The sequence below is a fragment of the Chryseosolibacter indicum genome (genome assembly GCF_018598585.1).
GTDB lineage: Bacteria > Bacteroidota > Bacteroidia > Cytophagales > Cyclobacteriaceae > Chryseosolibacter > Chryseosolibacter indicus.
This window is the reverse complement of record NZ_JAHESD010000017.1, coordinates 44,807-58,553: the sequence shown is the minus strand read 5'-3', so window position 1 is coordinate 58,553 and position 13,747 is coordinate 44,807. Positions and strand designations below refer to the sequence as shown.

Below are 13,747 nucleotides of genomic sequence, written 5' to 3'. Positions count from 1 at the left end.
CTAGCCCTTTTTAGGATGGAATCCCTGAGCTTGTGTTAACACGAGCTTTTTTCCATCAACAACAACAGTTCTTCCCTCAAGGTCATCCGGATTTCTTCGCTCAGATTGGATTGCCAACATAAGCTTCTTTGACAACTTTCTGTCTGCTAAAATTCGCCTGACCAGATCACTCATTGGAGCTTGCATAGCTTTCTTTAATATTGGTTAACTAAAGATACAACGAAAGAGTGTAAAAACAAGTTTCAAATCAATCTGATGAACAAGATGATGCGCTCTACTATTTCAACTTGTCTAATTCAGATTTAAGGTAAACGATTGACTCAATAGGATCTGGCTCTACACCGTTCTCCTTCGCCAGGTAAAACGAAATCCAGTCTGTTAAATGGATGAGGTAATAGTATTGCTCAAGCAATGAAGCCCCTTCTCCGATAACGTCTATTATAGGGTTTGACTTCTTTTCGAAGATATCCCGGCAGATCTCCATCCGCTTTTCAACCCGCTCATGGTCATGATCAGAATATAGATAGATAACCTGAAGCATAGGCATCAGATTCTCCGGGAAACGCCATCCAACAAGCTCATTGTGGTTCATTTCCGGGAAAGTATTTATATGTGCTATATGCTTGGCATTTTCATTTAATTGTTGCTGAAAACGCAGGGCCATAGCATACAGGCGATTATCACAATAAATAACTGGTAATTTTCCTTTTAGCTTTTTAGCAATAAGTTCTGCTTCTGACTGAATGCCTTTTTCCCCACGGTCTAAATATTCAATCGCATTTTCTGTTTCTTTGATGAAGGCCGCCCCAATAAGATTTGTATGGTACAACAATGACATGAGTGAAACCATATTGTAGCCTAACATGGCTCTCGGGCTGTCAGAACCCGAAGGTAGCTGTATATAGAAGAGGTTATACTCACGCGCTATCTCCAAAAGCTTTCCGCCGGAGGCAATAACGATACAATGTGCTCTTTTCAAAAGCGCTTTGTTAAGTGCTGCAACTGTTTCTTCTGTATTTCCGCTGTAAGAACTGGCTACAAAAAGCGTATGCGGACTAACGAATTGAGGGATATTATAGCTCTTGCAAACTGTGATAGGAATGGGAATTCTTCCAAAGGTGAGAGACTCAACCAGGTTTGCTCCAATACCAGAACCGCCCATACCCGCAATCACTACGTTACGAATGTCACTTCCAGGGCGTACAAGATCAAGCGATTGACCTATCTTTAACGCATCTGCAAGCTGGCGGGTAAATCCTTCAATATATTTTTTGGTCATTGACTTAGTGCTAAATTCGTTTTTTCAAAGTTATGACTTTTGCATGAGCGATAAAATCAAAACCGGTAGCAAAGGTGAGAATCTTGCTGCAGAATTTTTAATACAGAAAGGCTTTGAGGTAGTTCAGCGTAATTACAGATTCAAACATGCAGAAATTGATCTCATCGTTAAGCGTGATAACTGGCTCATTTTTGTCGAAGTAAAAACACGGAGCTCAAATTCTTTTGGTGAACCTGAATCTTTTGTTGATGTAGCCAAAGAGCGAAAAATATTTGAAGCCGCAGAAGAGTATATTTTTAGTAAAGATTGGAGGGGGCATATACGCTTCGATATTGTTTCCGTAAAGCTGGGTACAATACCGGAAATCGTTCATTTCGAGGATGCTATTAATTAGCATGTTCAGCACGAAGTTCTCAGATCTCTTAATTTCATGAGCTTTATGAATCTAAAACGTTTTTGGAGTAGAGACATCGAGTGTTAATAAAGCAAGACGAGAAGGGTCACTTCTTATTCAGCCATTTTATTATTTCTGTATACTTCTTTGCCTTTATCGTTCCATTCTGCCCTTGTAAAGGGCCTTACCTCTTTATTGAATGGCTCTTTAGGATAGGTTATTATTTTTTTTCGCCTGTTGTTAGGGTAGTACTCTGTCCAATCGCCAACTTTTTGGTCCCAGCGATATTCACCAAAAACTGCAACCTGCCCGTTTTCATAAAAGCGGTAGTAATGCCCATCCCGCTCGCCAAATTCAATTGGTATTATTTCCTTCATCTTCTTTCTATCGGTAGGGTCATAGTAAACAACTTCCGATTCTTTCGGCCACCCGCGGAAATACTTCTCTTTATCCATTAATGCGCTGTCTTTGGCGTTATAGGTAAGCCAGCGCCCATGTTTTGTTCCCTTATAAAAGATTCCTTTTTGAACAATAACGTCGCCCAATCGTTTTTCATAAGGTCCATGCAGGAGAACGCCCTTCTTTGGGTCAAACTTGCTGCCTTTTACAATTTCTCTTCTGTTGAAGTCGTACCAGTAAATATCACGGACGAAGCTGGTAGGAAGCTGAGGCTTCTTTAAATAATAGAATAATTCGTAGGTAACACGTTCACCATATCCTTTTCTTGTAAAGCCTTTCTTGGTTTTTATGCCGTAGAACACCTTTTTCTTAGGCTTTTTAGTTTTCTTTTCTTCTACGGGTTCTTCTTTGGTGAAGTCGAGGCTTGCAGGAGTATCAATCGTAAAGCGTTGTTCAGCATCCTGCTCATTTTCTTTGTTCTGCTGCGCTAAAAGATGAAATGGCAGACTTATAAATAATGCCGCTATAGTATGCCCTAAAAATTTCATATCCGCTAAACGATAAAACGCATTTATTAGTATAAAAATAAAAAATCCTCACCAGGGTGAGGATTAATATTGTACTTAAAATTTGAATTACGAAATCAGCTCAACACTACGTTTGATGAAGTTGGTAAGATCCGCACCCGTTAGCAGGTTTTGGGACAACAAGGCAAGATCAAAAGTTTGTTTTGCCAGTTTTGTCTTTGCTTCTTCGTTTTCTGCCTTAATAATTTTTTGAACAATAGGATGGTTCCCGTTAACAGCTACGTTGTAGTTGTCTGGCATAGACCCCATGAAAGCATATTGGCCACCACCTGTTTTTGCCATGTCTTTCATCCTGCGCATAAACTCATTCATGGTTATGACCACAGGAAGGTCATTAGGCGACATAGAATCAACAGTAACGTTCATGTTCTTGTTGTTAATAGCTTTCTCAAATACCGACTTCACCTGGTCTTGCTCTTCCTGGCTAAGCACGCTTTCAATTTTCTCGTCTTTGTCAATCAGCTTTTCTGCTATGTCGCTATCAACCCTTTTTATCTGTATTTTCTCCAGCTTTTGCTCAAGGGTATTAATAAAGTGACTGTCAAGAATTCCGTCAAAAACCAGCACATCGTACGATTTGTTTTTTGCACCTTCTATAAAGCTGTGCTGTTTACCCTTATCAGAGGCGTATATATAAACAAGATTCTTGTCCTTATCAGTCTGGTTTGCCTTTACCTTCTCTTTATATTCTTCAAAAGTGAAGTACTGGTCGTCTACGTTCTTTAATAAGGTGAAATCTTTCGCGCGATCATAAAACTTCTCATCGCTGATGATTCCGTACTTAACGAAGATGTTGATGTCATCCCATTTCTTCTCGAAGTCTTTTCGGTCTTTCTTGAAAAGATCCTGGAGTTTATCGCCCACCTTTTTAGTGATGTGCTGGCTGATCTTCTTAACGTTGGTATCTGATTGCAGATAACTTCTTGAAACGTTCAGCGGAATATCTGGAGAATCAAGCACGCCATGTAGTAGCATTAAAAAGTCAGGTACTACATCTTTTACCTCGTCAGTAATAAATACCTGGCGTGAGTAGAGCTGTATCTTATTCTTCTGAATCTCAAAGTCATTTTTCACTTTAGGGAAGTAAAGAATTCCTGTAAGGTTAAAAGGATAGTCTACATTAAGGTGTATCCAGAAAAGCGGTTCTTCAGAGAAGGGGTAAAGTTCTTTATAAAACTTCAGATAGTCTTCATCCTTCAGGTCATTAGGAGATTTAGTCCAAAGGGGTGAGGGATTATTGATAATTCTGTCTTTGGTAACAGATTTATATTTTGTTTTGCCTTCGCTGTCTACGCCGTCTTCAACGCTTTCTTCCGTAGTGCCGAATTTAATTTCAACTGGTAAGAATTTGCAATACTTCTCAAGTATGCCTTTCAATCTCCATTCATCCAAAAACTCTTCTGAGTCCTTATTAATATGGAGGATTACATCTGTTCCGCGTTCTTGTTTGTTGGTGATGGAGAGCTCAAATTCTGTTGAACCATCGCATTCCCAACGGGCTGCCTCATGTTCTGCGGCTTTAAAAGACCTTGAAACGATCTCTACCTTATCAGCCACCATGAAGGATGAGTAGAAGCCCAAGCCGAATTTGCCGATGATGTCTTTGCCGTCAGCTTTGTCTTTAAACTTCTCAATAAATTCAGTAGCACCTGAAAATGCTATCTGGTTAATATATTTTTTAACTTCATCAGCTGTCATACCGATACCTTTATCGCTGACAGTGATGGTCTTTTTATCCTTATCAAAAGTAACTTCTATTCTCAGGTCTCCGAGTTCACCATTGAACTCGCCCATAGAAGTAAGTTTTTTCAGTTTTTGAGTTGCATCAACTGCATTGGAAACCAATTCTCTCAAAAAGATCTCGTGGTCTGAGTAGAGAAACTTCTTGATGATTGGAAAAATATTCTCGGTATGAATTGAAATGGTACCTTTTTCTTGTACAGTTGCCATAGGTTATGTTTTAAAAAAGTTTGTCCCGACTTGCGCTCGGGACAAATAATATTCCAGAATAATTTAAGTGACAGGTTGACAGTTTACCTTAGCCTGTCCGAGTCTCTTACTAACCTTTCGTCTTTACGAATGAAACGGTTAGCCAAAAGATTGCAAAGAACAGCTACACCGGGAAGCCATAATCCCAGCCCATACTGTCCCCCTTGAAATGTTTTTACCAATTGGTTCGATTGGATGACTGCCGAAGCAATTGTTCCTGCCATAAAAAGGGAGTTTAAAGCGCCAAGCTTCATTTGCAACACCCTGTTTTTGTATTTGCTGATCTCAACAATTGCAATGGTAATGGCTGCAATTGCAAGAATAGCAGTAAGTGCATAAGGGAAGTATTGCGTATTACTACCTGCATTTTCTTTTACCGTATAATGTAATGGATACAGCTGATGCGATTGTCCCAGCGGATCCTGGTAGACCCAGATAGGTAAAAAGATAGAAACAATAAGGCTAATGATTGCGATAGCCAGAAATACGGTTTGAATTCTTTGCCACATGTTTGTGTTGGTTTAACTTGCCGCTTTTGTTTAGCAGGACAAAAGTAATGGATTTGGGTAATTGCGAAAGCAGTAAAAGCTTTGGAACAGCTGCTAAATAATCATACCTCAATTGTTTACTGCTTTTAATAGCCATGCGATACTTTTTTGAGATAGCTTATAACGGGAAGAACTACAGTGGCTGGCAATCGCAGCAGAATTCAACAGGCATCCAGACTGTGGTAGAAGAAGCGATGAGCTTGTTGCTGCAGGAGAAAATTAAAATTACCGGAAGTGGCAGAACGGATGCTGGCGTTCATTGCGAGCAACAGTTCTTTCATGTTGATATTACGAGCAGTTTTGATACGAAACTTTTATCGCAGAAGCTGAATTCTTTTCTGCCGCAAGCCATCTCAATCCAATCCATTCAACCTGTGCGTGAAGAAGCGCATGCCAGGTACGATGCTTTTGAAAGAGCTTACAGATACCAGATCACAAGAAAAAAGAACCCATTTCTGGAAGGCTATGCGTTGTACTTTTTCAGGCCTTTAGACATTAGAACCATGAACGAAGCTGCTGCGTTATTAGTGGGAGAACACGATTTTGAGTGCTTTAGCAAAGTTAAAACCGATGTAAATAACTTTATTTGTACAATTAAAGAAGCCTTTTGGGAAGAAAAAGGAGATTTATTTGTGTTTAATATCTCTGCCAACCGGTTTTTGAGGGGTATGGTTCGTGCAATTGTAGGTACTCTATTAGATGTAGGAACAGGTAAAATAACGGTGGCCGACTTTAAAGCAATTATCAGCAGTAGAGACAGAAGGAAAGCCGGAGCTAACGTTCCTCCTTACGGTTTGTTTTTAGTGCGCGTACAATATCCTTCAACTGTCTTTGTTAAATAATTTTTTACGTGGAGAAAGAAAAAGTAAGTAGTGGTAATATAATCGATTGGTCAGTTCTAAGAAGACTGATGCAATTTGTTAAACCTTATCAGGGAAGATTTTATGTTCTTGTATTTCTTACTGTAGCAATAGGGGTTCTATCTCCCTTGCGGCCTTTGCTTACCCAATGGACTTTAGACACAGATGTAGCGGAAGGCGATTACATGGGCATGGTACAGATGATGGTCGTGCTGCTGGTATTACTGGTGGTGCAATCCGTTGGCCAATATGCTCACACATACCTCTCTGGTTGGATGGGTCAACAGATTATACGCGACATCCGGGCAAGGTTGTATGAACACTTAATAACCCTTCGTCTTCGTTTTTTTGATAAAACACCTATAGGCCGGCTTGTAACAAGAACAATTTCTGATGTAGAAACACTTGCGGATGTATTTAGCGAGGGGCTTGCTGCCATGGTAAGTGATCTGCTTCAGCTGATCTTCATCCTCGGAATAATGTTCTATACCGATTGGCGTTTATCGCTGCTGAGTTTGTCAACCATTCCGCTGATGTTGATCAGTACCTATGTTTTCAAAGAAAAGATCAAGGTAGCATTCAATGATGTAAGAAATGCAGTGGCTAATCTAAACACCTTTGTTCAGGAGCATATTACAGGGATGAACATCGTGCAGATATTTGCCAGCGAAAAGAAGGAGTTCGAAAAGTTTAAAGAGATTAATGAAGAACACAGGCAGGCAAACCTTCGCTCAGTACTTTATTACTCTATTTATTTTCCGGTAGCTGAAATAATTTCTGCAGCCGGAATTGGTTTGCTTGTATGGTACGGAGCAAAAGGCGTTATCAACTTTGAAGAGACAGGTATTACCGTTGGAAAGCTGATTGCCTTTATCATGTACATCAACATGTTCTTTCGGCCCATACGCATGATTGCCGATCGGTATAATACATTGCAGATGGGTATCGTAAGTTCTTCCCGTATTCTTAATTTATTGGACGACCAGGAATATGTTCAGCAAGATGGCAAACTGAGGCCAGCAGGTATCAGGGGAGAGGTAGAGTTTGAACATGTTTGGTTTGCTTACAATGACGAGCAGTATGTATTGAAAGACATTGCCCTCACTATTAAACAAGGTGAGACTATTGCGCTTGTTGGTGCAACGGGTGCAGGTAAATCTTCTATTATTAATCTTCTCAACCGCTTCTACGAAATAAATAAAGGAGCCATTCGTATTGATGGTGTAGATATTAAAGAGTACGACCTTGGCTTCTTACGAAGGAACATTGGGGTTGTGCTACAGGATGTATTTTTATTTAGCGATACCATTCTTAATAATATAACCTTAGGAAATAAAGATGTCACCGAAGAAATGGTATGGCATGCAGCGGACCTGGTAGGGGCAAGAAAATTTATCGATCGCCTTCCTGGCAAATTATCCTATAATGTAATGGAGCGCGGGTCAACACTTTCGGTTGGGCAACGGCAGCTTATCTCTTTTATAAGGGCCATGGTATACGAACCCAAAATCTTAGTTCTTGATGAAGCCACTTCATCTGTTGACTCTGAAACAGAAGGAATGATTCAACAAGCTATCTCTAAAATGATGAGCGGAAGAACTGCCATTGTTATTGCTCACCGACTTTCAACCATTCAAAAAGCTGATAAAATTATTGTACTAGACCACGGTGAGATTAAAGAAGTCGGAAAGCATGAAGAGCTACTGCTTAAGGATGGCTACTATGCTCAACTCCATAAGATGCAATACAAAGAGTTTGTGAGTTAATAAGTCGGTTGGCATTACAGAGGCTATAGTATAAAAGAGATATTTGCTCAAATGCTAAAGGTGCGAATTCTGCTGATCTTATTGTTAACTTCATTTTATGTGAAGCATTCTTTTGGCCAGCGGTCTAAAAATGGTGGAATAAGTAATTATTCCCAATCAAAACACAAGCCCTCGAAGGTTGCAGGCAGTAAGCAGAAAAATGCTGATGGTTTGTTGGATAGTAAACATCCATATCATGGCCTGGGCTTAAAGTTTGGTGATCCTTTCGCTATTACTTATAAGTACTATGCTTCATCTCGCTTCTCGTTTGCCGCTGATGTAGGCAGGGCATCAAGCGGTTTATATGGTCGTCATTTCAAAGACAAATTTTCTGAATACATTGTCACGGATACCTTATCTCAAGGTGCTTCTCTTTCGTACATAACACATAAGGCACTTACTGATATAATTGTTGAGGGCAAAATACTTTATCATATAGACATTACTAAAATCTCGCCAGGGCTACAATTATATGTTGGCGCAGGTTGGGAATGGAAGCGTACCAGGCTCCGGTATGATTTTTTTTATTATCCGGCGGAATCCGGAGCTGAGAATGAGTTTGGAAGATTTGAAAGAACACGCATCACAATGGGCCCTCAGCTCGTACTTGGAATAGAGTATGGATCCTTTAGAATTCCCGTCTCTGCTTTTATGGAGTTAGAATATTTTACCGATATACAAGCTGACCCAGGCTGGCAGCGTTTTGAAGGCGGTGTTGGACTTCGTTACATTTTTTAAATCTAATTTTTCTATATCTATTAATCTATTATGAAGAAAGTACTTACGCTCTTTTTATTTTTCTCAACAGTAATTATTGGTGTTGCCCAGGATCAGGGCATAGGATTACGTTTGGGAGATCCATTGGGTGTTACTTACAAGAAATACTTCGGAGACACAAGGGCAATAGAGTTTGGCCTAGGCTCTACTGGCTTTGGATCACATCGCAGCTATTACCGAAATTCTTTTGACTCGAGAAGCAAGTATGATGATTACCGGTACAGATCGCACAGGGTAGAAAGCACCGTGTATCTCCAAGCTCGTTACCTGTTACATTATGGTATAGATGTACAAGGCCTTGAAGGTAAATGGGATTGGTACTGGGGTGTAGGGGGTATGTTAAAAGTAGCTAAGGTAAGATATAGATTTTTCGACGATGTCCCGCCTTTTGAAGACACAGACACACGGACTGATATAGACTTTGGACCGGAGGGAATTATTGGAATGGAATATACTTTTCAGGATGTACCTATTTCTGTTTTCGGTGAAATAAGCCTTCTGCTCGAAATAGTAGATCGCGTTACGTTGAGGCCCTTTGGTGGAGTTGGCGTACGCTACAATTTCTAAAACCACTTACCAATTGCCTTCCGCTGGCAAGCTTAAAATTCATTATTGTGAATCGCTTGTCAGCGGAAGCACTATTTCACACGTTGTTCCTTTATTTACTTCACTTGTTAGCCTTAGTTCTCCGTTATGAACTTTCACTATCCTTTCAACAAGTGACAGGCCTAGCCCAGCACCAGGTACATCTCTTACATTGGATGCGCGAAAAAGTGGCGATCTGATTCTTGACAGGTCTGCTTCCGGTATTCCAACACCATAATCGATAAAGCTTAACGAGATCAAATCACTAGTCTTTAATACACTTACTGTTATTTTATCCTTTGAATACTTAACGGCATTGTCTAGTATGTTTAGTATTGCTATCTGAAGTAGCTGCAAATCTCCGGTTACAAAAGCATCAGGAATACTGTCTGTTATTTCCACTGACCGTTGGGGGTGATGCAAGGAAAATGTAGCAAGTGTTTCTTTCATTACACCTTTAATGTTAAGCTGATGCATCTGAATTTTTACTGAGCCTTCTTCCAGCCGGGCAAGGGTTAACAGACCTTGCGTTATGGTTACAAGTCTTTCAGTTTCGTGCGTGATTACTTCTAGCGTTCTCTTGTATTCTTCCCTGCTTCTTTCTCGTGTAAGCGCAAGCTCTGATTCTGCCATGATAGCGGTAAGCGGAGTTTTCAATTCATGTGATGCATGTTGCACGAATCGCTTTTGTGTGATGAAGGCACTTTCTATCCGCGTAAGCAGGGCGTTAAAGGTGAGTATCAGCTCATCAATTTCATCTACCTCGGTTGCATCTTTACCTAGTTTAAGCCTATAGCTCAGGTTGTCTTTCGTGATCTGATTTACCTCTTGCACAACCCGTTTTACTGGCCTAAGTGCATTGCCCGAAAAGTATAACCCGGCAAAGTAAGAGAAGAAGAGGCTGACGAACCACCCCACCAGCATGGCGTTGATAAGCAGATCTAATTCATGCTGCCCGGGCAAATCTTTATCGGAAACGAATACCAGATACTGAACACCATTAATTCTGTATTTTCTTCCTACCGTAGTGTAAACACCGCGTTCAGCATTAAACACGTCGTTTTGTTGCAGAAAGATGACCCACGATTTGAGTATGCTGTAGTCTCCCTGGTGGTATAATAAATTGCCATGCTCATCATAAATAGAGGTTACGGGATTAACAAGCATAAACGACTCTGCGGGTATAACCTCACGTGTCTGAGGCGAGGCGTAATGTAAAGCTTCCAGGCTTGAGTGTTGTGTTAAGCGCTCAACAAAATCAGCATGAACAAAACCACGGGTAAGTATATAAATGAAGATCAGAATAGCACCTGTAATAAGGGCACTTACAATGGTAAAGCGCAAAGCCAGCCTTTGTCTGATCTTCATAATCAAAACCTAAAATTAAACGATTAAGAATGCCTTTTATCAATCAGAACTTTTTAAAACATAGCCGAAGCCGGTAATTGTATGTATTAATTTTTTGCTGAATGGCTTGTCGATCTTATTTCTTAAATAGTTGATGTATACATCAATAAAGTTAGTACCGGTTTCAAAATCAAGTCCCCATACGGCGTTTGCTATTTCAAGCCTTGATCTTACCTTTCCCATGTTCCTTGCTAGGTATTCCAGTAGCGCGTATTCACGCGCGGTTAGCTGTATGATCTTTCCATCACGCTTCACTTCACGTGCATCAAAATCAATATGCAGGTCTGCAAGCTCAAAGATGTCAACAGCACTTGCCTCGGCTTTCTTCGACTCCAGTATTTTTTTTCTTCTGGTCAGCGCTTTAATGCGTGCATAGAGTTCATTAAACCTGAAAGGTTTTGGAAGATAGTCATCTGCGCCAGCATCAAGACCGGCCACTATGTCGTCGCTCATGCCAAGGGCAGTCAACATCAAAACCGGGGTAACTTCATCTTTTTCACGAAGCTGCTTACAGAGCTCCAAGCCGTTAAGCATAGGCAGATTTATATCCAGCAGTACCAGGTCAAATTCGTTGGAGGTTGCCAGTTTTAATCCTTGCTGGCCGTCATAAGCATTCTCTACTTCGTAACCTTCTTCTTTAAGTCCTCGCTTAAGAACTTCGGCCACTTTAGCCTCATCTTCAACTATAAGTATTCGCATAATTAGCCCGAAATAAGCGGTTTACGATATGAAAACAACTAAGGTTTAGCCTATTAGCCAATTTTAATTTTTTTCTAATAGGCACTAATTAAAATCTAATGTGTTTATAATAGTATTCTAACAACGATTGATCAATTTGCGCCGTTTTTTAACTTGAAACAATACGATAAGAAAATGAAAAAGGTAGTCTTAGTTTTGAGCTTTGTGTTGGTAACTGTGCTGGTTTATGGCCAGGAAAGTGAAGCTGGAAAAAGCACTTATCCATATTGGACTATTTCTAAAGATATACAAAAGTTCCAGTTAAAGGATTATCAGTTTACACCAGCCACTGTACAGACAGGTAGTTTGGTTTGGGTTCAGTCTAAACCCGTAGCAAGTACCTACCAACAGGATAAGGATGTGAAGCCTGCTAAAGTAGTAATGACAGGTACGCCGGCATCTGTAATTTCTAAAGATGTTGCAAGAATGCAGTACGAAAGAAATAAAAGAAAGAATTAATTGCTAAGAGATAGAATTGTGGGTTTGCTAATATAGATGAGACGATTTTAGGTTAGGTCAGTTTAGTAGAATTACCCGGTGAGGCGAAAGCCAACCGGGTTTTTTTATGTTTATAAAAGCTCCTGATTCTATCTTTTGCGTAAAAAGATAGATGCTATGGCAATCCGGCCAATGCCCTACAAGCTACTACTTAAAATCATCTGTCACTCTTCCTGTTCTCCCGCTTATTTTGTATTTTTATGATACGTCTGCCAGCATTTCGTGATGGCTTTTAGATCATCCTTCAAACCAATCATTTTTTTACTTTTTAGATTTTGCCAAGAGTGGAGCGGATGAGCACACAAAGTGCAAAGGGTGTGGAGAAAGGGTTAGGCAAGCCTTAGAGGAGCTTTGGATAAGCTTTAGAGGAGCCTTGGATAAGGCTTTGAAGTGAATGACAAGAATCCAGTAATTTTTTTAATGTCTGATAGTTTTGACACAAGCTGTCAAAACACCTGCGTATGTTGCCTAAAAAAGATCTTATGGCAATAGCACGATTAAATCCAACAATCAAAGGCTTGCAAGGTGGCTTAGGTGGCATCATGTTCAGGCAGGTTCGCAACAAAACCATTATCTCTGCAAAGCCTTCGGCACCCAAGAAACAAAGCGAGCAACAACGTATGAACAGGCTTAAGTTTAAAGAGGCCACCTGTTATGCAAAGCTTATGATGAAAGATCCGCAAAAGAAGGCTTATTATCAGCACAAAGCCAAAAAGATGAGGCTCCCCAATGCGTATACGGCAGCAATTACCTCATACTTGCGCAAGGGTAATATTGATGATGTCAGTATTCGTAAGAGTAATGGCAAGGGTGAAGATAGCATTAACGTTAAGGTGAGTAAGAAAGACTTTGCTGTTAATCGCGTTAGGGTTACTGTTTATAACATGGATGGAACCCGCTTGCTTTCCGAAATGGCTACCAAAAGAGGTAATGGCGAATTTAATTTCTGTTGTACGGATGGAATTACGCTTAATACCCTGATGAAAGTCGTGGTAGAAATAGATGAGCCAGGGTGGAAGGCTGTGAGAAGGGAGATAATAATAGGGTAGTTTAACAGGTACTATTTAGGTTTCAAGCCAATGGTGATTAGTTAATAGCGGATGGACATTAGTCCATTGAATGCATTGATAAAAAATAAAAAAGGGCTTCTTTTGGAAAAGCCCCTTTCTATCGGTCTGTGTTTTATTATTTAGAAAATACAGACAGGATACTATCCTTTACAGACCCGGACTTTTCACCTTCTTCTTCTGAAGCTTCTTCGTTTACGCCACCTTGTTCGGCAATACGAGTAAGAAGTTCATCTGCTTTCTTTTCTTCACTTAAAATAGAAGCAAGGACGTTGGCAACTTTAGAATTGTTCATGGTCTTGGCAAGTTGTACCAGTCCGCCATAGGTTGCAATTTCATAGTGCTCAACTTTCTGTGCTGCAATAATTAAAGCTGCATCGCGGGTTGAAGAGTCATCCTTTGTTTCTGCCATTATCTCTTCGCCTTCTTCAACAAGTCCCTGCATGGCTTCGCATTTCTTGCCTTGGGCTTTCTTTCCCATCATTTCGAAAACTTTTTCAAGTCTTTCAATCTGACCTAGTGTTTCTTCTAGGTGGTTGTCTAACGCCTCTTTCAATTGTGGCGAGGTAGCAGACTTAGACATTTTTGGTAAAGCCTTGGTAAGTGCTTTCTCTGCCCAATAGATATCCTTCAGTGAATCCATGAAGAATTCCTCTAAAAGAGAACCCTTCTTATCTTCTTTAGCCTTAGCCTTTGCTTTAGGCTTAGGTGCAGTCTTCTTTGCTGCAACTGGCTTGCGCGCTGATTGTTTTTTAGCTGCGCCAGTCTTTGCTCTTGACTTTGTTTTAGCTTGTGCCATAGTGTAAATTGTTTA

15 protein-coding genes are annotated in these 13,747 nt (G+C 40.3%); 7 read left to right on the top strand and 8 right to left on the bottom strand.

Going from position 1 to position 13,747, the window contains the following annotated elements; all coding sequences use genetic code 11:
- Together KK060_RS09970 and KK060_RS09965 are read right to left on the bottom strand one after the other, a co-directional pair.
- Window positions 1–174, bottom strand: a complete 174-nt coding sequence (locus KK060_RS09970; protein WP_254153575.1) for a hypothetical protein — start codon at window positions 172–174, stop codon at window positions 1–3.
- A 103-nt stretch (window positions 175–277) separates the two neighbouring features.
- On the bottom strand, window positions 278–1,279 hold the full coding sequence (locus KK060_RS09965) for a bifunctional phosphoglucose/phosphomannose isomerase (RefSeq protein ID WP_254153574.1): 1,002 nt from the start codon (window positions 1,277–1,279) through the stop codon (window positions 278–280).
- A gap of 43 nt (window positions 1,280–1,322) precedes the next feature.
- Between KK060_RS09965 and KK060_RS09960 the strand changes: the two genes are divergently transcribed.
- Window positions 1,323–1,673, top strand: coding sequence for a YraN family protein (locus KK060_RS09960; protein WP_254153573.1), 351 nt, complete (start codon window positions 1,323–1,325; stop codon window positions 1,671–1,673).
- A gap of 113 nt (window positions 1,674–1,786) precedes the next feature.
- Here the strand turns inward: KK060_RS09960 and KK060_RS09955 are convergent, their stop codons facing one another.
- The 3 genes from KK060_RS09955 to KK060_RS09945 all read right to left on the bottom strand — a co-directional run bounded on the left by KK060_RS09955 (window position 1,787) and on the right by KK060_RS09945 (window position 5,157).
- Window positions 1,787–2,620 (bottom strand): toxin-antitoxin system YwqK family antitoxin, encoded by an 834-nt coding sequence (locus KK060_RS09955; RefSeq protein ID WP_254153572.1) that lies wholly within the window; start codon window positions 2,618–2,620, stop codon window positions 1,787–1,789.
- A gap of 87 nt (window positions 2,621–2,707) precedes the next feature.
- Complete coding sequence (gene htpG, locus KK060_RS09950; RefSeq protein WP_254153571.1) at window positions 2,708–4,609, bottom strand: molecular chaperone HtpG; 1,902 nt, start codon at window positions 4,607–4,609, stop codon at window positions 2,708–2,710.
- 83 nt (window positions 4,610–4,692) lie between these two features.
- Window positions 4,693–5,157 (bottom strand): DUF4293 domain-containing protein, encoded by a 465-nt coding sequence (locus tag KK060_RS09945; protein WP_254153570.1) that lies wholly within the window; start codon window positions 5,155–5,157, stop codon window positions 4,693–4,695.
- Between the two features lie 134 nt (window positions 5,158–5,291).
- Between KK060_RS09945 and truA the strand changes: the two genes are divergently transcribed.
- From truA to KK060_RS09925, 4 genes are all read left to right on the top strand, one after another.
- A complete protein-coding gene (gene truA, locus KK060_RS09940; RefSeq protein WP_254153569.1) occupies window positions 5,292–6,038 on the top strand; it encodes a tRNA pseudouridine(38-40) synthase TruA in 747 nt (248 codons plus the stop codon).
- 68 nt (window positions 6,039–6,106) lie between these two features.
- Window positions 6,107–7,822 (top strand): ABC transporter ATP-binding protein, encoded by a 1,716-nt coding sequence (locus tag KK060_RS09935; RefSeq protein WP_254153598.1) that lies wholly within the window; start codon window positions 6,107–6,109, stop codon window positions 7,820–7,822.
- Window positions 7,823–7,921: 99 nt separating this feature from the next.
- Window positions 7,922–8,599, top strand: coding sequence for a hypothetical protein (locus KK060_RS09930; protein ID WP_254153568.1), 678 nt, complete (start codon window positions 7,922–7,924; stop codon window positions 8,597–8,599).
- Between the two features lie 30 nt (window positions 8,600–8,629).
- Complete coding sequence (locus KK060_RS09925; protein WP_254153567.1) at window positions 8,630–9,205, top strand: hypothetical protein; 576 nt, start codon at window positions 8,630–8,632, stop codon at window positions 9,203–9,205.
- Window positions 9,206–9,247: 42 nt separating this feature from the next.
- Here the strand turns inward: KK060_RS09925 and KK060_RS09920 are convergent, their stop codons facing one another.
- Together KK060_RS09920 and KK060_RS09915 are read right to left on the bottom strand one after the other, a co-directional pair.
- Window positions 9,248–10,591 (bottom strand): sensor histidine kinase, encoded by a 1,344-nt coding sequence (locus KK060_RS09920; protein WP_254153566.1) that lies wholly within the window; start codon window positions 10,589–10,591, stop codon window positions 9,248–9,250.
- A 39-nt stretch (window positions 10,592–10,630) separates the two neighbouring features.
- A complete protein-coding gene (locus KK060_RS09915; protein ID WP_254153565.1) occupies window positions 10,631–11,329 on the bottom strand; it encodes a response regulator transcription factor in 699 nt (232 codons plus the stop codon).
- A 174-nt stretch (window positions 11,330–11,503) separates the two neighbouring features.
- Here KK060_RS09915 and KK060_RS09910 point away from each other — a divergent pair, with 174 nt between their 5' ends.
- Window positions 11,504–11,827, top strand: coding sequence for a hypothetical protein (locus KK060_RS09910; RefSeq protein WP_254153564.1), 324 nt, complete (start codon window positions 11,504–11,506; stop codon window positions 11,825–11,827).
- 500 nt (window positions 11,828–12,327) lie between these two features.
- Window positions 12,328–12,915 (top strand): hypothetical protein, encoded by a 588-nt coding sequence (locus KK060_RS09905; RefSeq protein WP_254153563.1) that lies wholly within the window; start codon window positions 12,328–12,330, stop codon window positions 12,913–12,915.
- Between the two features lie 136 nt (window positions 12,916–13,051).
- Here the strand turns inward: KK060_RS09905 and KK060_RS09900 are convergent, their stop codons facing one another.
- The gene (locus tag KK060_RS09900; protein WP_254153562.1) at window positions 13,052–13,732 is read right to left on the bottom strand and encodes a YciE/YciF ferroxidase family protein; all 681 of its coding nucleotides are present in this window, start codon (window positions 13,730–13,732) and stop codon (window positions 13,052–13,054) included.
- Window positions 13,733–13,747: the final 15 nt, after the last annotated feature.